At 47.0% G+C, this 24,986-nt stretch carries 27 protein-coding genes; 14 read left to right on the forward strand and 13 right to left on the reverse strand.

Translation table 11 applies throughout. From position 1 onward, the window contains the following. Positions 1-10 precede the first annotated feature (10 nt). Positions 11-544 (reverse strand): DUF2911 domain-containing protein, encoded by a 534-nt coding sequence (locus GV030_RS13685; RefSeq protein WP_159582951.1) that lies wholly within the window; start codon positions 542-544, stop codon positions 11-13. A 190-nt stretch (positions 545-734) separates the two neighbouring features. Here GV030_RS13685 and GV030_RS13690 point away from each other — a divergent pair, with 190 nt between their 5' ends. From GV030_RS13690 to GV030_RS13705, 4 genes are read left to right on the forward strand one after another with little or no spacing between them, the layout of a single operon-like run. Beyond that, positions 735-1,301 carry a hypothetical protein gene (locus GV030_RS13690; RefSeq protein ID WP_159582953.1) on the forward strand — a complete coding sequence of 189 codons (567 nt, stop codon included), beginning with the start codon at positions 735-737 and terminating at the stop codon, positions 1,299-1,301. A 1-nt stretch (position 1,302) separates the two neighbouring features. Next, the gene (locus GV030_RS13695; RefSeq protein WP_159583810.1) at positions 1,303-1,629 is read left to right on the forward strand and encodes a nucleotide pyrophosphohydrolase; all 327 of its coding nucleotides are present in this window, start codon (positions 1,303-1,305) and stop codon (positions 1,627-1,629) included. Further along, positions 1,629-2,036, forward strand: coding sequence for a DUF2721 domain-containing protein (locus GV030_RS13700; RefSeq protein WP_185155817.1), 408 nt, complete (start codon positions 1,629-1,631; stop codon positions 2,034-2,036). The genes GV030_RS13695 and GV030_RS13700 overlap by 1 nt, the downstream gene beginning before the upstream one ends. An 11-nt stretch (positions 2,037-2,047) precedes the next feature. Next, complete coding sequence (locus GV030_RS13705; RefSeq protein ID WP_159582955.1) at positions 2,048-2,332, forward strand: YciI family protein; 285 nt, start codon at positions 2,048-2,050, stop codon at positions 2,330-2,332. Here the strand turns inward: GV030_RS13705 and GV030_RS13710 are convergent. The 9 genes from GV030_RS13710 to GV030_RS13750 form a co-directional block, all read right to left on the reverse strand. Next, a complete protein-coding gene (locus GV030_RS13710) occupies positions 2,325-3,032 on the reverse strand; it encodes a 2-phosphosulfolactate phosphatase (protein ID WP_159582957.1) in 708 nt (235 codons plus the stop codon). The genes GV030_RS13705 and GV030_RS13710 overlap by 8 nt on opposite strands. Beyond that, positions 3,029-4,111, reverse strand: coding sequence for a glycine cleavage system aminomethyltransferase GcvT (gene gcvT, locus GV030_RS13715; protein WP_159582959.1), 1,083 nt, complete (start codon positions 4,109-4,111; stop codon positions 3,029-3,031). Before gcvT ends, GV030_RS13710 begins: the two co-directional genes overlap by 4 nt. Before the next feature lie 38 nt (positions 4,112-4,149). Then, complete coding sequence (locus tag GV030_RS13720) at positions 4,150-4,956, reverse strand: hypothetical protein (RefSeq protein WP_159582961.1); 807 nt, start codon at positions 4,954-4,956, stop codon at positions 4,150-4,152. A gap of 8 nt (positions 4,957-4,964) precedes the next feature. After that, the gene (locus GV030_RS13725; RefSeq protein WP_159582963.1) at positions 4,965-5,744 is read right to left on the reverse strand and encodes an exodeoxyribonuclease III; all 780 of its coding nucleotides are present in this window, start codon (positions 5,742-5,744) and stop codon (positions 4,965-4,967) included. 83 nt (positions 5,745-5,827) lie between these two features. Then, complete coding sequence (locus tag GV030_RS13730; protein ID WP_221413343.1) at positions 5,828-6,472, reverse strand: chloramphenicol acetyltransferase; 645 nt, start codon at positions 6,470-6,472, stop codon at positions 5,828-5,830. Between the two features lie 11 nt (positions 6,473-6,483). Further along, positions 6,484-6,816: a tRNA-binding protein gene (locus GV030_RS13735; protein ID WP_159582967.1), complete on the reverse strand. Its 333-nt coding sequence runs from the start codon at positions 6,814-6,816 to the stop codon at positions 6,484-6,486. A 70-nt stretch (positions 6,817-6,886) separates the two neighbouring features. After that, complete coding sequence (locus GV030_RS13740; RefSeq protein ID WP_159582969.1) at positions 6,887-7,756, reverse strand: hypothetical protein; 870 nt, start codon at positions 7,754-7,756, stop codon at positions 6,887-6,889. Between the two features lie 14 nt (positions 7,757-7,770). Beyond that, entirely contained in the window at positions 7,771-8,421 is a 651-nt protein-coding gene (locus tag GV030_RS13745) for a hypothetical protein (RefSeq protein ID WP_159582971.1), read from the reverse strand. A gap of 2 nt (positions 8,422-8,423) precedes the next feature. Further along, the gene (locus tag GV030_RS13750; RefSeq protein ID WP_159583814.1) at positions 8,424-9,023 is read right to left on the reverse strand and encodes a ribonuclease HII; all 600 of its coding nucleotides are present in this window, start codon (positions 9,021-9,023) and stop codon (positions 8,424-8,426) included. A 231-nt stretch (positions 9,024-9,254) separates the two neighbouring features. On the opposite strand from GV030_RS13750, the gene GV030_RS13755 reads away from it, so the two are divergent. The 7 genes from GV030_RS13755 (at position 9,255) to GV030_RS13785 (ending at position 18,024) form a co-directional block, all read left to right on the forward strand. Continuing rightward, positions 9,255-11,606 (forward strand): TonB-dependent receptor, encoded by a 2,352-nt coding sequence (locus tag GV030_RS13755; RefSeq protein WP_159582973.1) that lies wholly within the window; start codon positions 9,255-9,257, stop codon positions 11,604-11,606. A gap of 12 nt (positions 11,607-11,618) precedes the next feature. Next, on the forward strand, positions 11,619-12,161 hold the full coding sequence (locus GV030_RS13760) for an NUDIX hydrolase (RefSeq protein ID WP_185155818.1): 543 nt from the start codon (positions 11,619-11,621) through the stop codon (positions 12,159-12,161). Between the two features lie 68 nt (positions 12,162-12,229). Further along, the gene (locus GV030_RS13765; RefSeq protein ID WP_159582977.1) at positions 12,230-13,537 is read left to right on the forward strand and encodes an MATE family efflux transporter; all 1,308 of its coding nucleotides are present in this window, start codon (positions 12,230-12,232) and stop codon (positions 13,535-13,537) included. Between the two features lie 66 nt (positions 13,538-13,603). Next, a complete protein-coding gene (locus GV030_RS13770) occupies positions 13,604-14,053 on the forward strand; it encodes a hypothetical protein (RefSeq protein WP_159582979.1) in 450 nt (149 codons plus the stop codon). Between the two features lie 129 nt (positions 14,054-14,182). Then, positions 14,183-15,397, forward strand: a complete 1,215-nt coding sequence (locus GV030_RS13775) for a TCR/Tet family MFS transporter (RefSeq protein ID WP_159582981.1) — start codon at positions 14,183-14,185, stop codon at positions 15,395-15,397. A 175-nt stretch (positions 15,398-15,572) separates the two neighbouring features. Next, on the forward strand, positions 15,573-16,205 hold the full coding sequence (locus GV030_RS13780) for a response regulator transcription factor (RefSeq protein WP_159582983.1): 633 nt from the start codon (positions 15,573-15,575) through the stop codon (positions 16,203-16,205). Beyond that, positions 16,180-18,024 carry a 7TM diverse intracellular signaling domain-containing protein gene (locus GV030_RS13785; RefSeq protein WP_159582985.1) on the forward strand — a complete coding sequence of 615 codons (1,845 nt, stop codon included), beginning with the start codon at positions 16,180-16,182 and terminating at the stop codon, positions 18,022-18,024. The genes GV030_RS13780 and GV030_RS13785 overlap by 26 nt, the downstream gene beginning before the upstream one ends. Before the next feature lie 12 nt (positions 18,025-18,036). On the opposite strand, the gene GV030_RS13790 is transcribed toward GV030_RS13785, so the two are convergent. Together GV030_RS13790 and GV030_RS13795 are read right to left on the reverse strand one after the other, a co-directional pair. Next, positions 18,037-18,822 carry an SDR family oxidoreductase gene (locus GV030_RS13790; RefSeq protein ID WP_159582987.1) on the reverse strand — a complete coding sequence of 262 codons (786 nt, stop codon included), beginning with the start codon at positions 18,820-18,822 and terminating at the stop codon, positions 18,037-18,039. 26 nt (positions 18,823-18,848) lie between these two features. After that, entirely contained in the window at positions 18,849-20,045 is a 1,197-nt protein-coding gene (locus GV030_RS13795; RefSeq protein ID WP_159582989.1) for an MFS transporter, read from the reverse strand. Positions 20,046-20,252: 207 nt separating this feature from the next. Between GV030_RS13795 and GV030_RS13800 the strand changes: the two genes are divergently transcribed. From GV030_RS13800 to GV030_RS13810, 3 genes are all read left to right on the forward strand, one after another. After that, a complete protein-coding gene (locus tag GV030_RS13800) occupies positions 20,253-20,867 on the forward strand; it encodes a SiaB family protein kinase (RefSeq protein ID WP_159582991.1) in 615 nt (204 codons plus the stop codon). A gap of 115 nt (positions 20,868-20,982) precedes the next feature. Next, positions 20,983-21,315, forward strand: coding sequence for a PadR family transcriptional regulator (locus GV030_RS13805; protein ID WP_159582993.1), 333 nt, complete (start codon positions 20,983-20,985; stop codon positions 21,313-21,315). 32 nt (positions 21,316-21,347) lie between these two features. After that, the gene (locus GV030_RS13810) at positions 21,348-23,957 is read left to right on the forward strand and encodes an ABC transporter permease (RefSeq protein ID WP_255465409.1); all 2,610 of its coding nucleotides are present in this window, start codon (positions 21,348-21,350) and stop codon (positions 23,955-23,957) included. A gap of 59 nt (positions 23,958-24,016) precedes the next feature. Here the strand turns inward: GV030_RS13810 and GV030_RS13815 are convergent, their stop codons facing one another. Beyond that, positions 24,017-24,985, reverse strand: a complete 969-nt coding sequence (locus GV030_RS13815) for a DUF4249 domain-containing protein (protein WP_159582997.1) — start codon at positions 24,983-24,985, stop codon at positions 24,017-24,019. Position 24,986: the final 1 nt, after the last annotated feature.

Here is a 24,986-nt window from a genome sequence, read left to right on the forward strand (position 1 = left end):
GTTATCTGATTTAATCGATATCAAATCGGGCGGAAAGGTTGGCCCAGTCCATATTCACCACGCCATCCTCTGACAGGCCTATGGTAAATTGCTCGCTGAATTTGGCAGACTTCAGAGGGGTTGCTTTCACACGAAGCACATCCTTGCTTTTGTCGTAGTTGTAGTGTCCCCATTGATCCCAGGTACTATTGAAAATCACTACCCATTCATCCTCTCCGGGGATGGTAAACATTGAATATTTTCCTTTAGGCAAAGTCTTGTCGCCAATTTTTACATCAGCTGAGACTTCAATCCAGGTGGCTTCATTGGCACCGGTTCGCCATACTTTGCCATAAGGTACCAAATCGCCCCAGATGGTTCGCCCTTTGACTGAAGGCTGGCTGTAATCTATAGTGACAGTAGTTCCATTCACCGTGTTGGTCACCTGGGCAGGCGGGCTAGGTCGTTTGTTTTTGTCTTTGTCCTGAGCCATCAGGCCAGATGATGTGAGCCAGATAAAGGCCATGGCCAGGAGTACGTTTGAAAAGGTTTTGAATTGTTTCATAAGGGTTTGTTTTTTAGATAAACACGTGTAAAACCCGCAATGGTTTTCAGTTGACCACAAAAAAGCTTTGTATTGCAGGGCAATGTCGGTAGGATAGCATTTGTAGTGGAGGCTTTTGATTTTGTTGAAATGGAGGAAACTGCAATGAAAAAAAGGAAATAGTTATATTGTAAGAAAAATGATCAATTGTATGAAAAAGCTCATTTACCTAATCATCGTAGCCTCCGTGCTGGTGGCCTGTGATACGGTCAGCAAGGAGAAAAGGCCATTGGTGGCCTCCATTAATAAAAAGGTAGGCGATATAGATGCTAATCACAGAGTGCGAATAATAGAAGATGATTTTCACTCCGGTGACTCCATCTACAAAATCCGGGGTTACTTTATGGATGAAAGTCTGCTCAAACTTGTTGGTATTCTTCATACATCTCATGTAGATAGGGACGATTATTTTTACTTTGAAAACAATACTCCCATTTTTAGTGGACATCTGGTAGTGGAGAAAGATGGGCATATGGCCTATGAATATAAGTACTACTATGGAGCTGACGGCAATGTAGAAGAGGCGCTTTTCTGGGAGGACCATTACGAGGTGGGGAAGCGTTTCCCTCACGAACACTTTGAGGAGTTTAGTCCAGATTTAGATTCACTCAAAGATTCTGAAGAGAGTAGACTATATTTTTTCCTCAGCAACCTGGATATGGCAGGCTTCGAAATCAAACACCTCAATGAAAACCTGGATGCCAATGTCCGAAGGTGAGATCACGATCCGGGAGGCACAGGAAAAGGTAGATCAGTGGATAAAAACCACCGGGGTACGGTATTTTGGTGAGCTGACGAATATGACCATCCTGACTGAGGAAGTGGGTGAGTTGGCACGTCTCATGGCTCGTACCTATGGAGAGCAATCTTTTAAAGAATCGGATAAAGGTCGAGACCTGGGTGATGAAATGGCCGATGTGCTCTGGGTGTTGATTTGCATGGCGAACCAAACGGGCGTGGATCTGACAGAGGCTCTTCAAAAAAACTTTCAAAAGAAGAATGTAAGGGATGCCACCAGGCATCAGGAAAATGAGAAATTGAAATAATGGAAGTATCACTGACCACACCTGCTTTATTGTTTCCGGCTATTTCCCTCTTACTTTTGGCATACACCAATCGATTTCTGGCTATTGCAAGTATTATCCGGCAGTTACACACCAAATACCTCAACAACCCTGAGAGTGTACTGAAAGGGCAGATTCAAAACCTTCGCCTCCGGCTGTTTCTCATCCGAACCATGCAGTTTTTTGGAGTAGGTAGTTTGTTTTTGTGCGTATTGGCCATGTTTTTCATCTACCTCAAAGTGGGAGAGTGGGGCAGTGTTATTTTTGGCATTAGCCTGGTCTGTTTGTTGCTTTCCCTGTTTATATCTTTACGTGAAATCCAGCTTTCCACCCGGGCACTCGAAATAGAGCTGAGTGATATGGAGCTGGGTACCAAGCCCAAGTTTTAAATTTTCGTATTATGACTTATCTGGTAATCGGCCGTGACCACAAAGACGGCTTTGAGAGAAGACAGCAAAATCGTGCCGCCCATCTGGAAGGTGCCAAAAAGCTGAAAGAGGAGGGAAAACTGCTTTACGCTGTGGCGATCCTGGAAAACGGCAAGATGGCAGGCTCCGTGATGGTGATGAACTTTGATTCTGAAGCTGAGTTGAACGACTGGAAGGCCAATGAACCTTACCTGACGGGAAACGTCTGGGGGTCTGTGGAGATCACCGAAGGTGCCGTTGCACCACTTTTTAGCTGATCACTTTCAGGCAGCCGTTGTTATAAGTCGGGATGGCCGTGTACAGGCTTTGGTCCATGCAAAATTCAATGTCTTTTTCCACGCCAAACCCTGAGAGCCTCTGAGCATGAGAGGAAGCTCTTGCGATCTTCAGCAGATCAGATTGATTGGCTTCATAAAGCTCAAACGCCAACAGGGCGGCATCACCAGAGAGGGTATGACTCTCTGCAAGGGCGCTGGCCAGGGCGCCGGCAAACAGGGTGTCTTCTATGTTCACAGTGCCCTTCCATCCGGCACAGTGTACCACCACATCTTTTCGTTGGGTGGTTATGTAATCCACGAGTGCCTGCAGGTTTAAGAATGCTCCTATCAGGATCTCATCCGCATCCGTGGATGCCAGAATGGTTTTGGTGCCATTGGTGGTGCTCACAGCGATAGACTGCCCCTTGAACTCCTCCTGCATATACTCGAACGGCGAATTTCCGATGGTAAAGCCATCCACTTTGATGCCCCCGCGCTCCCCGGCGGTCACCATACCCTGCTGGCCGAGGGCCAGGCATTCTTCCACGCTGGCTACCGGGTGAATAGATTTCACCCCGTGAGCCATACCTGTAACCATGCATGAGGTGGCCCTGAAGATATCCACTACCACAGCGATTTTTCCCTGAAGCGTATATTGGTGGATGAGTTCAGGCGTAAGACAGACTTCTATAACATTCATTTGATAAATGGAGGTTTGGTGACTCGGGCTTCGAGTTGCTTGTTTCTGATGGCAATGAAGATTTTGCTGTCCGGCTGATGATAACCTGTATTAACATAACCAAGACCGATGCCCTTATTGAGCAGTGGTGACATGGTACCAGAGGTTACAATGCCAATAGCAACCCCATTTTCATCCACTATTTCATAGTCGTGCCTTGGAATGCCTTTGTCCACCATTTCAAATCCGACTAATCTTTTGGTGACGCCTTCCTCCTTCTGTTTTTTCAGAGCTTCAGCATTCACAAAGTCTTTGGTGAACTTGGTGATCCAGCCAAGTCCCGCTTCGAGCGGGGAGGTCTCATCTGTAATGTCATTCCCGTAAAGACAAAATCCCATTTCCATTCTGAGGGTATCACGGGCACCCAGACCGATAGGAGCTATATCAAATTCTTTTCCAGCTTCAAAAATGGCTTCCCACACTTCCAGGGCATCTTGCTTGTCTACGTATAGCTCAAACCCACCCGCACCTGTATAGCCTGTGCCTGAAATGATCATCTCTTTTTCCGCCAGTACTCCTGTGGTGAAGTGATAAAATTTAATAGCTGACAGATCCACCTCTGTTAGTCGCTGAAGTACCTCAGCGGCCTTTGGGCCCTGCACAGCAAAAAGTGCTGTATCAACAGAAATATTTTCCATTTGGGCATCAAAGTCATTATGAGACTTGATCCAGTTCCAGTCTTTTTCGATGTTGGAAGCATTGACTACCAGCATGTACTCTTCCGGCCCAAAACGATAGACAATCAGGTCGTCCACAATGCCGCCTTTGTCGTTGGGCAGGCAGGAGTATTGGGCCTGGCCGTCCACTATTTTGGAAGCATCATTGGAAGTGACCTTTTGGATCAAATCCAGTGCCTGGGGGCCGGTGATCATAAATTCACCCATGTGAGAGACGTCAAATACCCCGACGGATTCGCGTACTTTCATGTGCTCCTCTTTGTCTGAGCTGTATCGCACCGGCATTTCAAATCCCGCAAAAGGAACCATTTTGCCGCCAAGGGAAACGTGTAATTCGTGTAGGGGTATTTTTTGTGTTGTCATGGGGAATGTTTGTTTGGGCGCAAAAATAGGAAAAACTCCTAAAGTCCCACGAAGATCATTTCATCCGTCATGTTTTCCGGACTAATGACCAGTGTGGAGCCCGAATGCGAGATATGGATGGCATCCGGGTCCAGCAGACCCTGCATGTACCGATTGCCATATTTTTCCGAGCTGGTGGTGGGTGCCAGCTCTTCCCGATAGCAGAAAGAGCGAGTGATGATGCCGAGTGAGCCGGAAAGCAGCCGGTAGATATAGACGCAATCATTCACCCCATTGTAGATTTCTGCAAAGTACCGGTCATCCGGGTTCACAGGGTTCACCTGGCTGGTCGTGAACACGAGGTAGAGGAAGTTCTCTTCACAGGTGGGAGAAAGGATCCCTTCCGGAGTACGGAAGCCCAAAAATCGCCAATAAGTTATCGTCAGGGGGCGATCATCAGGCTGCTTAGCGTTTACGACGCAGTGGCTGATCTTCTCTGCATTGAAGATGTCAATAAACTGTGTGGGCACTCCATTGATGCTGGGGTCAGATGGACATGATGCCTTGATGTCTCCGGAGACATAATAATGGGAGAGGGATTCCGCACCCAGAAAATTCTTATGACCGGGATGAAAAATCAGGAGCGATAACTGGTCGTTGGCATCAAGCCATTCCAGGTAAAAAAAGGTGGTGTCCGGATTGATGACTCGCTTGAGCACCATGTGCTCGTTGTCCAGTACCTGGGCCGAAGTTCTTTTCGGGTCGAAAAAGTTCCTTTCACAATTGGCCATGCTGTTCTGATCACTATCATAGCAAGCAGTCAGAATACTCAGGCAAACGAGTAAAAGGAAGATTTTTCCAATCATCTCATAATTTAACCATTCGATAGCTTAATCCCTACCGGACAATGGTCTGATCCGAACCGGTCATTGTAGATGTGAGCGGACTGGAGTGCGGGCCCGAGCTCTTTACTCACCAGGAAATAGTCAATACGCCAGCCCACATTTCGCTCACGGGCTTTGAACTTATAATTCCACCAGGAATATTTGATCTCCTCCGGATGAAAATGGCGAAAGGTGTCAATAAATCCCGCATTGATGAGGTTGTCCATTCCATCGATCTCAGTCTGGGTGTAGCCTGAGGTTTTATTGTAATTGGCCTTAGCCCGGGCTATGTCCAGCTCGGTATGGGCTACGTTCAGGTCGCCGCATACGATTACCGGCTTTTTCTCATTGAGCGCCTCCAGGTGTTCGCGGAAGACCTTATCCCATTCAGCTCGAAAATCAAGACGCTTCATGCCTTCACCAGAGTTCGGGGTGTATACGGTAACCAGAAAGAATTTATCAAATTCAGCCGTAATGACCCTGCCTTCCTGATCGTACTCTTCTATTCCCAGGTCATAGGTTACTTCCAGTGGCTCCTCCTTGGTGAGAATGGCTGTGCCAGAGTATCCTTTTCTCGCTTTGGAGGAGTTGAGGTATGACTTGTACTGTGGCAGCAGCTCCAGGGCAGTCCTGGCATCTTCTGGCTGGGCCTTGGTCTCTTGCAGGCACAGGATATCAGGGTCCATTTCTTTAATGTCTTTAAGAAAATCCTTTTTGATGATCGCTCGGATGCCGTTTACATTCCATGATACCAGGTGTAACTCTGCCATAGGTTTTTTATGCTTTTGTTATTGCCTCGAAGTTAATACCCCCAGCCAAAATGAACCCGATAAAGGTTGAATATCCTTGTGCGCTAGTCGAGAAGAAATTGTTGGAATAATTCCAGAAACTGCCCTACGTGATAGCCATCCATCATGCCATGGTGTACGTGGAGTGACACAGGAAGCTTCTTGTTTCCGTTTTCTTCCTGAAACTTCCCAAAAGTAAACTTCGGGATGCTGTCTTCAAATTTGAAGGCGCGGGCGTGTGAGATGGCCGTGAACGGAAACCAGGGGATAGATGAGTAATGAATCACATCGGCTCTGTTGGTGCTCTCGCTCATTCTCAACCCGGTGGAGTTCATGGCATCATCAAATTCCAGTCGGGCTGCTTGCACAAATTCCTCAAAAGTATCTGTGTATGGCACAAAGGTAAATGCGAAGGTTTTGTCTTCTCGCAGTAGTGTGGTGGAGGCATGTATTCTTTCATACAACCAGACTTCTTCGCTTTCCATTCTGTATCGGAAAGAGGTGCTTTCATTGATGGCCCTCAGGGATTGGTAGAGGTAATAGAGGTAGAAAGAGAATCCTTCGTTTTTGGACCGATGGTAGGCTTTGGTGCAGTCCACGTGAGTAGTGATCCCAAAGAAGGGCTCGTCAAATTCCTTAAAGAAATGGAAGTGCTCGCTTCTATTCCATGAGGTCAGGTCTACTCTTGTTTTTTTGCTCTTTACCGACAAATTGCGTCTGATTAACCGATTTTGGCACCATTGGGTGCGGCTCGCTCTGGCTGCAGCAGGATCACTTGATTGTTCTGATTGTAGATCCCCATTACCAGGCATTCACTTATGTAAGGGCCGATTTGCTTCGGAGGAAAGTTCACCACTGCAATCACCTGCTTGCCTAAAATATCTGAAATTTTGTACAAATCGGTTATTTGTGCCGAGCTTTTTTTCGTGCCTATTTCAGGCCCAAAGTTAATTTCCAGCTTATAGGCCGGCTTTCGGGCTTCCGGGAAGTTTTCTACCCTCACTACCGTGCCCACTCGCATATCCACTTGCTCAAAGTCTTTCCAGGTGATCATAGGCGTTCATTTTTTTATCCACAAGGGAAATTTGTCTTTAAATAAATGAAAAAAAGGATATGATCAATGGTTAGAACCTCGTTTTTATCGGGACAACCAGACCAATCCATGGAAGGGTAAGGTTCCCGAAATCGGTATCAAAGATGAGGAGCCCATACTGAATGTTTACAGCTGAGAAATTTTGATGGCAAATGAGCGAGTAGAGGTAAAAGTCCTGAAGGGTGTAATTTTCAGAAATCAGGGTAAGGTTTTTAGAGATTTTAACAGCCCCACTGAAGGTGATCAATAGTTCGGGATTGAGCTCACCTTCTTCATAGGCTTTGCCAGCACCGAGGCTGATATGTGTGGAGGGTCCACCTACGGAGAGGTCTCCATAGACCAAACCAAAACTTGATTGAGATTCGCCCAGCGCTACTCCATTGAGGGAGCCAATGCCAAAGTTTACTTTGTCCTTTAAAAGTGGCAGGGTCAGTTTTGGGGTGATCCACACGGGCAAGCTACCTTCTACGAAGGGCATCATACCTAGTCCCAGGGAAAAATGATCCGTAAAGCCGATGTTCAGTTCATTGAGTATTAGCCATGCATTGCGATAATAGGCCTCTCCTTTTTTTACGCCAAAACCCGAGGACCTAAATAAATAGACTTCAGGGGCGTGGTAGCTGGCATTTGATTCACGGTATCGCTCAGTGGCTACGTCTTTTCCAATCCTTCGGATCACATTGATATCGTCAAATTTGATCGTTATCTGGCCGATATTATCGGTTTGAAAAAGGATGTATTCGATTTCTTTCTGGACAATGTGTCCATAATAGGTATTTCCATCACGTGTTTGGATTTGGTAGCGCGTGCTGTCCTGAGCTATGGCATCATTGGACAAAAAAAGGGCTGAAAGCAAAAGCAAAGCAACCCCAAGTGTATGGGAGCAATGGTTAATGGACATTTTCAGGCGGTTGGTTAAGGCTCAAAATTCTTCTGTGATCGGTGAAGTTTCAATAAGACCCTGCTAATCCTTTTTTGGTGGGAAGGGTTTACCAGCTCTGGCTGACGCATTTCCAAAACACGAATGAGTTTTGCACGATCTTCTTGGGTGATTACCTGCATCCATTTCTCAGCATATTGGCCCAGTTGATTGTCTGGTGCGGCGGTCACCTGCTCCAGGAGCAGTGGGCCGATGTCCCGTCTGTAGGCATCCTCCTTATATAGTCCAATGAGGATTTTCACCCCATGGTCTCTGGTGATCACACTTCCTTGATCCATCAGGTCCAGAATGACGCCCAGATTGTCGAAAGTGGTAGCGGGGTGGAGAAATGAGAAAGTGCTCAATGCCGACATGGCTCTCCACTGAATCTTATTTTGGGTATGCTGTAAGAGCGTGAATACCGGAGTAAACGCGTCTGCCAACAGGCCTGGGTTTTGCTCTCCGACCATCTCTAGCACTTTTAATCCATCTGAGAGTTCATCAGGTTTTTTGGACTCTCGCAGTATCTGCAGTATTTCTCTGATACTGGCTTCATCCGAGCTGGCGACTATTTCACTGGCGAGCTGCTTATTGGGAATTTCATTTGATATTCCCTGTGATCGGGCGAATCTGTTTCTGATGTTCATCTCTAATCAAACAACTCCAGTTGTGCAGGTAACAGCTGAAAGGACATGCGATGATGCGGGGTGACCCCCTGGGCTTTGATGGCAGACCGATGAGCCCTGGTAGGATAGCCCATGTTGGTTTCCCAGCTATAGCCGGTAAATTCGAGTGCGAGTTGCCGCATCAGCTCATCCCGATGAGTTTTGGCTAAAATGGATGCCGCTGCAATGGAATAATATTTACCATCTCCTTTTATGACACACTCGTAGGGAATTTCATTGTGCGGTTTGAAGCGGTTACCATCTATGAGGAGCATCTCAGGGGTGATTTTTAACTGATCTACGGCCCTGTGCATGGCCAGATAGGAGGCATTGAGAATATTGATATCATCTATTTCTCCAGGGGAAGCTACCCCCACTCCAAAACTGATGGCTTCTTTGACTATTTCAATTCTCAGCTCATCGCGTTGCTTTTCGGTGAGCTGTTTGGAGTCGTTCAGTACGGGGTGGTGATAGTCTGGCGGTAGAACCACCGCAGCAGCTACCACAGGTCCGGCCAGACAGCCTCTTCCGGCTTCATCGCAGCCCGCTTCTATTTGGTTTTCCTGAAAATAGGGTAAAAGCATCATGGTAAAATTAAGTCAATCTGACTTATCAGGAGGGATTAACCAAACTAATGTGAAACAGGGGTTTAGGCCATTGAGTTTTTCGAAAATGGACACCTGATTGTATTGTTTAGATACAATTGTACTTTCAAAAAGCGAAGACAAGGGCCGAAATTTCACTTTTCTGAGGGTTTTAATTTTTTGGCATTGATATGGTAAAGCTGGCCGAAGGTGTTTTAAACATTAATGCACATGAAATTTATCGCCACAATCATTTTTTTAGTAGCCGGAACTTATGTTTCAGCTCAATCACTCACACAGACCATCAAGGGTCGCTTGGTGGATCAGCAATCCAAATCACCTATTATAGGAGCTACCGTACTAGTCAAGGATTCAGAACCTATGCTTGGCGCAGTGACCGACCTGGAGGGGTACTTCAGGTTGCCAGCCGTGCCTATTGGCAGACATGTCCTGATTTTTTCTTCGGTAGGCTATGAGGTGAAGACGCATCCCAATGTGCTGGTCACTTCAGGAAAGGAAGTATACATGGAAGTAGAAATGGTGGAGTCGCTTGTGGAAATGGCCGCAGTGGAAATTGTAGCCACCAACAAACAAGACAAAGGTCAGCCCATGAATGAGATGGCCACTGTGAGTGCCATCTCGCTCAGTGTGGAAGAGACGAGTCGCTATGCAGCTACGTTTGACGATCCGGCACGGGCAGCAGCTACCCAAGCAGGAGTGACCACCGGAGGCGACGACTTGCTCAATGAGATTGTCATCAGGGGCAACTCACCCAAGGGCATTTTGTGGAGACTTGAGGGCGTGGAAATCCCTAATCCTAATCATTTCAATTCAGTAGGTTCCTCAGCCGGAGGGGTCAGTATGCTTAGCGCCAATGTACTGAGCAGTTCGGATTTTTTTACTGGAGCATTTCCAGCACAGTACGGTAATGCCACCTCCGGGATTTTTGATCTGAATTTGCGTAAGGGAAACTTCGACAAGCATGAGCACTCCTTTCAGGTAGGCCTGCTAGGCATTGGAATGGCCTCTGAGGGGCCATTGAGTAAAAATTCAAACGCTTCTTATCTGATCAATTACAGGTATTCCACACTTGCCCTTTTTGAGCATTTGGGGATCAATATCCTGGGCGATCAGGAGGATATTACTTTTCAGGATTTGTCATTCAAGGTATTTGTGCCTACCAAAAAGGCGGGAACATTCTCCCTTTGGGGGCTTGGTGGGGCCAATACCTATGGGTATAAGGCGGATACAGTCAATACCAACGACTTCTACTTTGAGGATGAAAGTCAGTGGATGGGGGCGACCGGCCTGACACATATTGTCTACCTGGGAGAAGACACCTATTTGAAATCCATCGTTTCGTACTCCGGCAATAGAAATGATTATTCTGAAGACTCACTGAGGCAGCAGGTTTGGTACACCGAAGATTTTACCGAAAGCCAGTTCAGGATTTCATCATTTCTGAATCATAAGTTCAATGCCAGAAGTACCTTAAGAGCAGGGGGAATCTACAGCAGTCTGGGGTTCAATCTGAAAAGTGAGAGCTGGCACCGTGATCAGGAGCGATTTGTGACTGTTTTGGATGAGAAGGGCAGTACGGACCTGTATCAGGGGTTTGCACAGTTGCAGCACAGGTTCACACAGGACTTTTCGGTAAACGTAGGTGGGCACCTTACCTATTTTGGACTGAACAATACGACCTATGTGGAGCCAAGGGCTGGCATGCGGTGGCAGGTGACACCCAAGGGAGCTTTGACGGGCGGGGTTGGGCTTCACAGTAGGAAAGAAAGCATTGCACTCTATCTGGCACGAGAGATTCGGCAGGACGGCAGCTCTACTTATAACAATAAGAATCTGAAATTTACACGGGCCGCACATGCAGTGATTGGATATGAGCTCATGCTGAAGCCTGACCTGAAATTGAAGTCAGAGGTGTACTATCAGTATCTGTATGATGTGCCTGTTTGGCCAAATGATACCATATCCGATATGGAGGCCCGCACTTTTTCAGCCATTAATTCCTATGATGGATATACCACCGTACCACTGGCCAATAAGGGAACCGGCAGAAACTATGGTGTGGAGTTGACCCTCGAAAAGTATTTTACCAACAACTACTACTTCATGACCACTGGGTCGCTCTACCAGTCCAAGTACACGGCGATTGACGGAATCGAGCGGAATACAGTATTCAACGGGAACTACATTTTTAACGCCCTTGGAGGAAAAGAATACACCTTCAACAACGGACAAAAAGTTCTGAGTGTGAACAGTCGCCTGATTTATGCAGGCGGGAAGAGGGAGTCTCCTGTGGATATTGAAGCCTCAAGAGCTGCCGGGTATACCATACGTGACTATACCCGCACCTATGAAGATAAGGTACCCGCCTATTTCCGCTTAGACCTGGGTGTGAGTTACAAATGGAATAAAATCAAGTCAGCCTCTGTGGTGGCCATCAATGTCCAGAATGTGCTTGGGATCGAAAATGTAGCCTTTACGTATTACGGAGCGGAGACCGATAAAGTATGGAATGCCACCCAGCTGGGAATGTTTCCTAACCTGAGCTACAAGGTAGAGTTTTGATAACTTTGGTTGATGGAGAAAAACCCCTGGAAAAAACAATCGGGCAAGCTGATCTATGACAATCCCTGGATCACCGTGGAGGAAGACATGGTGATCAATCCGGGAGGAGGACTGAGTCAATACGGGAAGGTGCTTTTCAAAAATTTCGCCATCGGGATCATCCCTTTGGATGAGCAAAAAAATACCTGGCTGGTAGGTCAGTGGCGCTATACCCTCGGAGAATACTCCTGGGAAATCCCCATGGGAGGCGGCCCTAAGGAGGAATCCAAATTGGAGTCAGCCAAAAGGGAGCTGAAAGAGGAGACGGGTCTTTCAGCCCGAAAGTGGACCGAATTATTGAAAATGCATACGTCCAACTCTGTAACCGATGAGGTGGGCTATGCGTTTCTGGCAGAGGACCTCACTGAGGGAGAGACCGATTTTGAAGAAACCGAGGACCTCAAAATATGGAAACTTCCCTTTTCTGAGGCTCATCAGATGGTACTGGATGGGAAGATCACCGACAGTCTGAGCATGGTAGCAATACTCAAATTGGGGAGGATGCTGAGGATTTAAGGTCCGGTGAGTTCGACCCTTTCCTCATGGATTAGTTTTCTATCTTTGCCACCCCAAAAAATAGCCCCGTGACCCTAAAAGAACATTTCAGTAAAAACGTAGTATTGGCCTATCCCGTGGTGATTGGTCAGCTCGGACACATCATGGTGTCTGTAGCTGATACCATGATGGTGGGGCGCGTAGGGGTGATCCCCCTGGCGGCTGCCACTTTTGCCGGTACTTTCTACCACGTGTTGATGCTTTTTGGCATTGGTGTGAGCTATGCCGTGACACCACTGGTAGCAGCCACGAAGGTTGGAGACCAACCGCGACTGATGAAGTACCTTCAGAGTGGGATGGTGCTGAATATCCTCCTTTCGGTGCTCATGATGGCAGTGGGACTGCTAGTCAGTCCGTTTTTGCAGTACTTTGGGCAGGAGGAGGCAGTAGCTACCGCTGCCAGACCTTATTTGATCATCATGTGTGCATCCATGATGCCGTTGATGATTTTTCAGACCTACAGACAATTTGCCGAGGGGCTTTCTGATACGTTCAACCCTATGGTGGTCTCTATTTTCGCCAATCTCCTGAATGTAGGCCTCAACTATGTGATGATTTATGGGGCACTGGGTTTCCCAGCGATGGGACTTCTGGGTGCAGGTTATGCTACCTTGGTCAGTCGGGTGATCATGGCCGTGCTGATGTGGTGGATGATCAGACCAAGAATGAAAGGTTTCGAGTGGACTTTTGATTGGGCACTAGCCAAAAAGATGCTGAAGATTGGGGTGCCTTCCGGCATGCAGTATGTGTTTGAGGTAGGGGCATTTGCAACGGCTTCCATCATGGTGGGGTGGATCAGCGCCGAGGCGCTGGCGGCGCATCAGATTGCGTTGAATTTATCTGCCATTACCTACATGTGTGCGACCGGGATTGCTGCTGCGGCTACCATTCGCATTGGTAACCAGATGGGACTTAAGGATTTGAAAAACCTAAGAATTGCCGGATATACATCCTTTACGCTGGTGGCCATGTTCATGTCCGTTTCTGCGTTGATGTTTATCCTGTTCAGGGGGGAGCTCACCGGTCTTTATGTGAAAGACGCTCACGTTCAGTCAATCGCGGCGAGTCTCATGATCATTGCGGCAGCATTTCAGGTGTCTGATGGTGTTCAGGCCGTGGGTCTGGGTATACTTCGTGGACTCACGGATGTGAAAGTGCCTACTTTGGTCACTTTTGTTTCCTACTGGTTGCTGGCCATTCCGGGAGGTTATCTTCTCGGGTTTACCTTCGATCTTGGGATTCATGGGGTTTGGTACGCACTCTCCGGAGGGTTAACCCTCGCTGGAGTTTTACATATTTTGAGGTTTAGGAGGCTGACCAAAAGAATAAAGTTTTAGCCCCTTTTTTGGGAATTCGAACGGAAGGGGGAAAGTAGGTGTCTATAGAGCAAACACCCAGGGAAAATGAAATACCTTTTAATAATCATAATGGCATGGATGATGATAGGATGTGACGAGGATGTGGTGATGACGACCAGCGATATCCGATATGGTACCTCCTTCGGGGAGTGTATTGGCTATTGCATTCGGGAGACCACCTTGCATGATACGCAGATCACCGTCCAGGCCAAATCCCGGGACGATGGTCAGGCCACTAAAACAAAAGTAGCTGAGCTCCCAACCGCTGATGCGATGGCTATCAGGTCAGGAATAGACGTGCATCAATTCCAGCAATTACCCTCCACCATAGGATGCCCGGACTGTGCAGATGGTGGTGCAGAGTGGTTAGAATTGCAGGTAGAAGGAGAGACCGTGCGGGTTACTTTTGAATATGGTGCTGACATTGACGGCATTGGAGCCGGGGTACTCCGCCTAAGGGAACTGACCCAGGAAATGGATCCTTCCATAGATTAAGAATCTCAATGGCCATCTAGGTCGATCACTCTGGATTGGCGTGCAGTATGGCCGGTCATCCGGCCCAAATCCCCTTTGATTAAAAAATAATGCGCCGACTTTTCGAAAAGTCGTACTTTCACCATTGCTATGAAAAATCAGAAGGCCGCGCTTGGCTTTATCTTTATCACGGTCCTCATAGACGTCACAGGTCTGGGGATTATCATCCCGGTACTTCCCCAACTCATCACCGAACTTACCGGAGGCACCATCAGTGATGCGTCCATATACGGCGGCTGGTTGATGTTTGCCTATGCCTTTATGCAGTTTCTCTGTGCTCCGGTTTTGGGCGGGCTGAGTGATCAGTTTGGCAGACGACCAGTTTTGCTTTTTGCTCTTTTTGGGTTTGGCATAGATTATATTTTCATGGCACTGGCTCCGACCATTTGGTGGCTTTTCCTGGGTCGGATTGTAGCTGGCGTGACGGGAGCAAGCTTCACCACTGCATCGGCCTACATAGCAGATGTATCTACCCCGGAGAAAAGGGCACAAAATTTCGGGATGATCGGGGCGGCCTTTGGGCTGGGCTTTATTGTGGGTCCTATGACCGGCGGAATTCTGGGAGAGTTTGGTTCTCGTGTTCCGTTCTATGCTGCTGCAGGGTTGACTCTGGTCAACTGGCTATATGGGTATTTCGTGCTTCCAGAATCTCTCAGTCCGGAGAATAGAAGAAAGTTTAGCTGGAAACGAGCCAATCCCTGGGGGACGCTGGTCCAGCTCCGCAACTACCCGACTGTGATAGGACTGATTGCTTCACTGGTGCTGGTGTACATTGCCGCCCATGCCACACAGAGTACCTGGGCTTATTTTACCATCGAAAAATTTGACTGGAGTGAAGCACAGGTGGGCTATTCATTGGCTTTTGTGGGGTTCATGATTGCTTTGGTGCAGGGCGTGATCATCAGGCCGGTGGTGAATAAAATTGGTCAGACCAATGCTGTATACGCTGGTCTCGCCTTCAATGCATTGGGGTTTATCATGATTGCCCTGGCCACTCAGGGTTGGATGCTCTATGCCATCATGATCCCGTATGCTTTTGGTGGGCTCGCGGGACCTTCACTGCAAGGCATCATGTCCAACAGTGTGAATGCTAATGAGCAGGGCGAACTACAAGGAGGACTGACAAGCCTCGTGAGTGTGACTTCCATTGTGGGGCCACCACTGATGACGGGTATTTTTGGTTATTTCACAGCCACGGAAACGGATTGGTATCTGCCCAGTGCACCGTTTTATCTGGGGGCTGTATTTGCGTTGTTAAGTCTGGTCTTTGCGGTGCGGACCTTGAGTGCTAAAAAGGCGAGTTAGAAGAGCCAGCCAGTCTGGCAAGGCACAGCACAACATGACAATTGTCATATTAATTTTTAGTGATTAGTTGACGGTTTATCCATTTTTTCAAGTCAAATCACTTAGTTTTAGCAACAAGCTCTTCGGAGCTGATCACCGCCCTTTCTGTTTGTTCAAACAGGTTTTATGTTGCGTTATGAGGAAAATTTTGATAGCGGACGACCATTCGTTATTTAGCTCCGGTATGTCTGCTCTATTTGTGCGGGCAGGCTACGAAGTGGTTGGTACAGTGGAAAAGGGCAATGATGTTTTGTATGAGGTGATCACTCATCATCCTGATATTTTAATTTTGGATCTTAACCTCCCGAAGAAAAACGGACTGGAGGTGCTGAAAGAGGTGCGGGCATATAGCCGCGATCTGATTATACTCGTGGTAACCATGTATAACGACCGAACCCTCATCAATTCGGTGAGGAAAGAAGGAGCTAATGGATATTTCCTGAAGAACAGTGGTCAAACGGAACTACTGGAGGCTGCGGCCAAGCTAAAGCCTGGGGATTTCATGGTCTCTGTCACCGTTGAAAATTCAAATTCTGCGGATCCGAGTGATTTGGTGGAGGATGAATTTGATCGACTGATTAAACTTACCGTCAGAGAAAAGGAGATTTTAAAACTCTTGGTGCAAGGGTTGTCATCCAAGGAAATAGGAGAGTACCTGGAGATCAGCCCTTCAACAGTGGATACCCATCGCAAAAACATGCTCAAAAAGCTTTCCTTCAATAAAGTCTCAGAACTGGTGAGCTATGCCTTCAGGAATAACCTGGTCTAGAAAATGGGGCGCATTGATCGCCCTTTTTTGCGGCTTGGGCCTCTCTGCACAGCAGGTTCCATTGAGTACCTTTGAGCCCAATCAGGCAATCAGTATCAACCCTTATGTGGAGGTGTATCAGACACCTGATTCTTTGTCTGCGGAAGAGGTAATAGCCCGCATCAAAAACGGTGACCTCAAACCAGCTGAAAACAAGACCTCTCCTGGCTTTTCGAGAGATTATTTCTGGATCAGATTTATCCTGACTGATGATCAATCAGGTGACTGGGTACTGGAGCTGGACAATCCGCATATTGATTTTGTAAACCTATTTGAAGTGAAGGGTGATGAGGGCTTTTTGGTGGGCAGAGGTGGCGACAAGCAGGCGTTTAGTTATCGCACGGAGATTAACCGCCGATATGTTTTTTCCATTGAAATGACGGGGCAGCCCCGGGAATTTCTCCTGATGGTGGACAAACGAAATGCCTCGGTGAGCTTTCCACTCAGGCTGTGGACGGAAGCCACCTTTGGTGCCAATGAGTCAATGTCCAATCTGCTTTACGGTATTTACTTTGGCATTCTCGCTTTTGTGAGCGCGTTTAGCTTCGTGATTGGAGTGGGGATGCGGGAGCGAAATTTTCTGTCATACGGTATTTATGTGGCCATCATTGCCATGTACATGTTTACCCAGCTGGGTTTTTCATTTCAGTATTTATATCCGGAATCGTCGGCTTTCAATAATTACTCACGGGTGATTTTTTCGTTTTCACTGCTCATTACGTCCATGGACTTCTTTAGTCGGCTGTTGGACATCAGAAAATACTTGCCACTATTGAGTAAAATTTACAAAATCGGATGGGTGTTTTTAGGCGTGGTGTTTGTGATTTGGCTACTAAACAGGTTATTCAATCCGGCCTATGCACAGTACACCATCCTGACGCTGAATATCCTCTATCTGTTTATTCTGGGATTTTTTGGTTCCGTGTTTTATGTGAGCATCAAGACCTGGCGATTTCAGCGGGGCAATGTGCTCTTGGTCATGTTTGCTTTTTTTGCGCTGATGGTCGGTGCTTCCATTTACATACTTATTGAATATGGGGTGATTTCGGAAAGTTTCTTCCCGATAAACCCGATCATCATTGGCTCCATGTTGGAGGTTTTGATTTTGTCTGTCTCCATGGCGTATCGGGTAAAAACCCTCAATGAGCGCAAAAATGAGCTTTCAAACAAGCTTCTACGTCAGCAGAAAGATTTGATGCGTGCTTTTATCCGCGGAGGAGACATGGAGCGAAAGCGCATTTCAGAGGAATTGCATGACAACATCGGTAGCAGTTTGTCCCTGTTGAAAAACAGCCTGGCCAATGAGCGCTTTGATCCGAAAATTGTGAATGCAGACATAGATGCACTCTGCGAGGAGGTTCGCACCCTGTCGCACCGCCTGGTGCCTCATCAGATGGAACTCATTGGCTTTTCGGAGGTGCTGGCGGACTACTGCAAGCGCTACGAACGGGACTCAGGTATCAAAGTGGCATTGGATCAGTTTGATTTTCCGGTACTGCCGGAGCACATGTCTGTGCCGCTCCTCCGAATCGTGCAGGAAGCCTTGCAAAATATCCTGAAGCATGCACAGGCCACCGAAGTGGAAATCCAACTGGTGGGCTATCAGGAAGAGATCGTGATCACCATAGACGACAATGGTGTGGGATTTGATCCTGTACAGATGGCCGGAGGAAATGGCCTCATCAATATGCAAACCAGGTGCGAATTGCTTCATGGTCATATGGACATTTCATCCCATGAGGGAAAGGGTACCAATATTCTGATGACGATTCCTATTTAAGTAGTTAAGCGATTACGGTTGGGTTTTTTCCTGAAGTTTTCGGACTACTTTTAGTAGGAGCTTCTTAGGTGTGAATTTTGCGGATCCCGCCAGGATGGTATTCATCACTCCATGGATGGCGGTCATTTCCCCTTTCATCATGGCCTTGTAGCCAAACTCTGCTACTTCCAGTGAAGTAGGGAGCTTCTTTCCTTTGAAGAGCCTGGAGTCTTCCATGTCGGCGGCTTGTTGAAATCCCGACTGAGTAGCTCCCGGACATAGTGCCGTTACGGATACACCATACCCTTTCCACTCTTCGTAAAGTGCCTCGGAGTACGCCTGTACGTAGTGTTTGGTGGCGTAATAAACTGCCATAAGGGGGCCTGGCTGGAATGCCGCCGTGGAGGAGACATTCATGATCTTCCCCGATTTTCGCTCTACCATATCTGACCCGAAAAGTTTGGTGAGTTGTGTCAGTGCGAGGATGTTGAGGTTGATCATCATCTCCTCCTTTTCCCACTCTGTTTCGTGGTAGTTTCCAAAGTCCCCAAAACCGGCATTGTTGATGAGATAGTCTACCTGGATGTTCGCCGCTATTACCTGATTGTATACTTCCTGTGCCGCATCTGGGATAGACAGATCCTTTGGGATATTCAGAACTGAAATTCCATACGCCGCTTCCAGTTCTTTTTTGAGTTGTTCCAGCTTGGAAGTGCTGCGTGCTATGAGTATCAGATCTCCATGGGTTTGTGCATGTATTCTGGCAAGTTCAAGCCCGATGCCTCCAGAGGCTCCTGTAATGAGTGCTACATTTTTCATAAGAAATGATAGAATTTGATGGCCGGTTATGGGCGCTTTCTATTCACTACAAGGTAGCTCAAAAGTATCAATAGGAGGATGATTCCAGAGAAAGTATAGAGCGTCATTTCCAGAGAGATCTCTAGAGCCCAGCCAATGAGTATTGGTCCCACTGCTGTAGAAACAACCATGAACGTGGTGACCATACTTTTGATGGCGCCGAGGTTTTTTGATCCGTACATTTCCACCCATATGGCCACACCGGTGAGGGTACCCAGACTGGCGGTCATCCCCAGGAGAATCATATATACAAGAGCGAAAATTTTATGTTCACCAATGGCTAAAAAGATGAGCCCAACGGCCAGTGGAAACAGATAAAATACAAAGACCTTTCGGGCTGTGAACCGATCGATGAGCGCGCCACCCAAAAAGGAGGTGACTACCTTGGAAAATCCAAAGCCGATAAAGGTAAAGGCCATCCAATCCATCGTCCAGCCCTTGGCCTGGGCGATCAGGTTTTGATGTATGAATATGCCCGTGATAAAAAAAGGAAGAAAAAGCATTACCGGCACGGTCATGTAAAAATAGGGGTCTCCCAATACCTGCCTTCTGGTGAAGTCGTTGATGGTGGTGGAGAGCGGGGTACCCACTTCTTCCTGCCCAGGCAGGTGGTTTCTGATGAGAAGATAGGAGACCGGAATGAAAATCAAAATAACACCCGATCCCATGATGAGCCAGGCATTCTCCCAGCTATATAGCCCGATCAACCCCACAAAAATGAGGGGCATGAAGGTTTCCGCTAGTGAAAGCCCCATGCTCGCTAGGGAAAGACCCTTACCTCTATTTTTGGTAAAAAACTTGGCAATGGCCGTGGAGCCAATCAAAACCATACTTCCCTGACCGAAAAACCGCATCAGAAACAAAGCCGGCAGCAACAATGCATACCGGGCACTGAAAAACATCATAAGACAGGCTGTAAGGAGTCCGAGGCCTCCGAGGAAACTAAGTGTGGAGAGTCTGGCCCTGTCTACCCACCCGCCTACCAATGGCAGGACCAACGCACTCGAGATGGTTGCAATGGCATACCTGTTGCTGAAGCCGATACTTGTGAGGCCCATGTCTCTGAGTAAGTAAGGCACGCTCACGCTGATGAGAAAAGTCTGCCCGATGGCCGAGAAAAAATAATGTAAGGCACCGTATCCCAGGATTTGAGGATGTTTTCGAACAATTTGGAGATAGGACATTCAGGAAAATCAATGGTGTAGGATAAAACTAGTTTAAAACTGTGTAAAATATACACGTAATAGTTGGGTGGTCGGAAATTGTCCTCCAACTCCCTTCACAGCAGTGCTTCACTCATTGTTCGTCATATTCCACCCATTCACCGAAATAGTTTGAGGAATGGGGCGCTCTTCCTTAATTTCATTAACTCAACAGCTAAGTGAACCTATATGGAAAATTCAACAGGAGAATCAGAAAATACACTTTCCCGCCAGCTAAGGTACCTCCAGAGTGTGATCACGCTCAAGGACATGATGGATGAGGAAAATCTGAACATCGTTTATTTGGGGAGGGTCACCCAATCCACCATAGATGGTATAGCGGATATGACCAAGGAGGGGATTTCTGAGAAAGGGGAAAATAGTCTCGTGACCAAACGGGTCTATCACGTGATGATCGAATCCCTTCAGAATATCTGCAAGCATGCCGACAGCAAAGCCAGCTATACTTCCGACAGCCTGGAGGAGGGACTGGCCAAGGAGGGAGTTTTTCTCATTGGGGATAATGAAACGGAGTATTTCGTGACCACCGGCAACCGGATTTCCATGCCCAATGCCATTCGGCTGAGGGACGTGCTGGATAAAATCAATGAGCTGGATAGAGACGAGATCAAGGCACTCTATAAAACTGCCATGATGAATTCTGAACTTTCAGAAAAAGGAGGGGCAGGCCTGGGGTTCATAGACATGGCCAAAAAAACAGGCACTAAGTATGAGTATTATTTCGAGCCCCTCGATAACGAATCCTGCTTTTTTATCCTGACGATCAGGATCTCCAAGAAGTAATTTCAGATCCAAAACACTCCGGTATTGGTGATGTGGATTAAAAACTACAATTAAGGTTAATATTGTTTCATGATAAAAATAATATTAACTACGTTTGAGGTAAATATAATTTAATATGGGAAAACATCAATTGGGCGAATTTGAGGAAGTGGTGCTGCTCACCGTCGCTATTCTCCAGGGCGATGCTTATGGGATCGCTATTATTGAAGAGATGGAAACCCGACTGGATCGCAAGGTGAGCATAGGGGCGCTTCAAACGGTGTTGCGCAGGTTAGAGAAGAAAGGATACCTCAAATCTGAATTTGGAGAAGCCACCGCCGTTCGGGGAGGTAAACGCAAACGTTTCTTTTCACTGACACAGCATGGGAGGATGATACTTCATGAAACCAAAGAGCAACGTCTGGGGCTTTGGAATGCTATTCCTGATTTTTCTCTGAGTGAATCATGAGCGATCCGGGAGGTCATCGGTCGCCAAAATGGATGCTCGGATTTTTCCGTTGGTTTTGCAATCCGGATTACGCTGAGGATATAGAGGGAGATCTGGTGGAGCGTTTTCAACGCACGGCTAAGAAGAAAGGAGTAAGGACTGCAAAGTGGCTCTTCATCAAAGAAATATTACTGCTTTTTAGGCCTGGGATCGTCCGGTCACCGGCAGGTTTTGGCGAATTTAATCAATATGGAATGATCAAAAACTACTTCAAAATAAGCCTTCGAAATATCCTCCGCCACAAGACGTTTTCAGCACTCAATATTGCAGGATTAAGTGTGGGGATAGCCAGCTGCTTACTCATCCTCATTTATGTAAACAATGAGCGCTCCTATGACACTTACAATCATCAGTATGACAATACCTATCGGGTGCTGCATTACTTTGGTAATCAGGAGGAGATAGATGATTTTAAAGCTATCGCCAATAAGGATTACATGGTTTGGGGAAATGCCCCCGCGGCGCCTGCCCTGAAAGATTATTTTCCAGAGGTAGAGTCGGTTTTTCGGTTTACGAGTCCAAGCCCCTGGCTGGTTTCTTACCGGGACAAGACCTTTTCTGAAAACAACATTGTCTTTGCCGATTCCACGGCTTTTGAGGTCTTTGATTGGCCCATGATTGCTGGTAATCCTAAGTCAGCATTGAACAGGCCCAACACCATTGTCCTCACCAAAAAGCTGGCTGAAAAATATTTTGGAGTAGAAAACCCCATCGGTCAAACCCTGATAATGGATACTGAGGATCCGTTTGAAGTGACCGGGGTAATTGACATTCCCACCAACTCACACTTCTCATTTGACGGGATGATCTCCATGACCACTTTTAAGAACATGCGGCCAGAGATTTTTGAGAACTGGGGGTATGTAGATTTTTATACCTATTTCACTGTGCGGCCGGGCGCTGGGATGAGTGATTTTGCCGATAGGATACCTGATTTTTTGGAAAAGAACTTTACCGCTTCATTCAATTATGATGTGAGGATGGAACCCCTCAGTGAGGCCTATTTGTACTCCGAGGCGGGGAGGCAGCCGGGACCATCTGGCAGTCTCAGTAATATTTTTGTATTTACTTCCGTAGCCATTTTTATTCTACTCATCGCCAGCATCAATTTCATGAATCTCTCTACGGCACGGTCTGTGGAGCGGGCTAAGGAGGTGGCTATTAGAAAAACCATCGGCTCCCTTAAAAGCGCCCTTATTTTTCAGTTTTTAGTAGAGGCTATTCTGGTGAGTTTTTTGGCAGCCACTGTGGCAATGGCCCTTGTGTTAATTGGCCATCCCTATCTGGAGATGTTGTCGGGGAAATCATTGCCGATAGACTGGCTATTTACACCCCGAAATGGAGTGTTGGCTGTCTTTTCGGTACTCGCACTGGGGCTGGTCTCCGGTTCTTATCCAGCGTTTGTCCTGTCGGGGTTCAAGCCAGTGAGTGTTCTCAAAGGCTCATTTAAGACGTCTTCAAATGGTATTTGGCTTAGAAAGACTCTGGTTACACTGCAGTTTGTCCTGTCCGTGATCTTGCTGGTGGGCACTAGCGTGGTATACTCTCAGTTAGACTTTTTACGAACTCACGATTTGGGATTCAATCCCGATCGGGTATTGGTGATTGACTATGGCTACGATGGTTTGGTGCAAAGGAAGATAGAGGTGATCAAAAGGGAGCTGAAGCAATACCCAGATGTGGTGGATGCGTCGGCTTCCAGGGCGACACCTGGTGATTTTTTCCCACATGCAGGTACTGGAGTGGAGGAGCCTTCTGGAGAGATCAGTTATCAAAGTCCTGCTATTTATGAAATAGACGAAGATTTTATAAGCACCTTTCAGATGAACTTGATTGCCGGAAGAAGCTTTTCGGTGGATTTTCCACTGGATTCCAGCAATGCACTGATGCTCAACGAAGCTGCAGTCAGGCTCTATGGCTATTCCAATCCGGCTGATGTAGTCGGAAAGTCTTTTGAGCAGTGGGGACGGAAGGGTAAAGTGATTGGGGTCGTTCAGGACTTCAACTATGTCTCTCTGCACAACAAAGTAGAGCCACTGTCACTCAGGTATGGTACCAGGGAAAATATCTCAATGCTCTCTTTGAGACTCAACTCGGATAATTACACCAATACTTTAAGCGAGCTGGAGGAAATTTGGCGTCAGAATGTTCCGCATCGGCCTTTTGACACTCATTTTCTGGATCAAAATTTTAATGCACAATATGAGGCCGATGAGCGCTTTGGTATCATCTTCACCGTTTTCTCGGGGCTGGCCGTATTTGTGGCCTGTCTGGGTTTGTTTGGTTTGACGATTTTCAGTACGGCTCAGCGGACCAAAGAAGTAGGGATTCGTAAAGTACTGGGGGCATCCACGTCGAGTATTGTAGGGCTTCTTTCCAGGGATTTTCTCCAGCTATTTGTTGTGTCGCTTTTGGTCTCTGTACCTTTGTCATGGTACATCATGACCCGGTGGCTGGAAAACTTCGCTTATAGTATTTCCATAGGCTGGGAGGTTTTTGCATGGTCTGCCATTTGCATACTCGTGACCTCATTGGTCACTATGAGCTTGAGAACCATCGGCACGGCACTTTCAAATCCTGTAGACGCTTTGCGGGATGAATAAAATAGCGATCATATGACTGTTGGTTGCAGGAAGGAAATCATGAAGCGCATGCGCCCGCTTTATTTCACCCTTTCTCCTTTGACCAGTGCAAACTCAAGCAAGGTGGTTTGATAAGCTCCAAAAATGCCATAGCCATTTTTAATGTTGGAATACACCTGTACCGGCTCTGAAAATCCGTCTCCACCTGAGTCTTTTTGCAAATTGGAGGTGATCAGGTATTGATAATAGTCCTTGGCAAGTCTTCGAATCTGGAGGGTATAGTAGGAGGTGTCGTTGCCATCAGCATCTGGAGTATGGTGGGTTAGATTATCAAACTCAATGGTGATGCGCTTTTTCTGGCCATCAAAGAGCTCATCATCGAAAATATAGTCGGCATTGGTGTCTTCAAATTCGTTGACGTTTGCTCCCAATGTCCAATAGTACCATTCACTGAGATATCTCTGCTCTTCTCCCAGGATGACGGTGTCTTTTTCTTCATCATAATAGCTTTCTCTGTAATATCCAGCTACATACAACTTCACCTCATAAAAATCCTCACCTTTTGGATCATCAATCGTATAATTTAACCTGATGATCTGGCCATCATATTCACTCTTTCTGTAGCTGGTTTCTCCGATTTCGGCGACTGTCTTTTCGAGGGGAATAGCTGCCTGAGCTTCAGCAGCAGGCAGACCCGACTTTTCGGCCACTATTTTGTAAGTAGCTCCAGGGGAGGGATAGGCGTCAAAAGTGTATCTGCCCGGGAAATCAGTGGATTCTGAGAAAGTCCCTTTGAGGGTTCCATCTTCATGTAAATATAAAGTGGCCCCACTGACCTTTGGGAAAGTATAATTGTTGTCAAGAATGCTTCTGTTGGTGGATAGGTCAATAGTGAAAGTGGTATCCGGATGAATCACACTGTTAATGACCAGGGAGGGTTTAAACTCGGGCAAATCAACGTCCACTACCAGTTCACAGCTTGTCAGGAGCATGACCATCAAGGCTCCCCGTACAGTCACTTTTCGGTATATGGTTTTAGTGAATTTCATT

It is taken from the genome of Marinoscillum sp. 108 (assembly GCF_902506655.1).
In the GTDB taxonomy this organism is placed as follows: domain Bacteria; phylum Bacteroidota; class Bacteroidia; order Cytophagales; family Cyclobacteriaceae; genus Marinoscillum; species Marinoscillum luteum.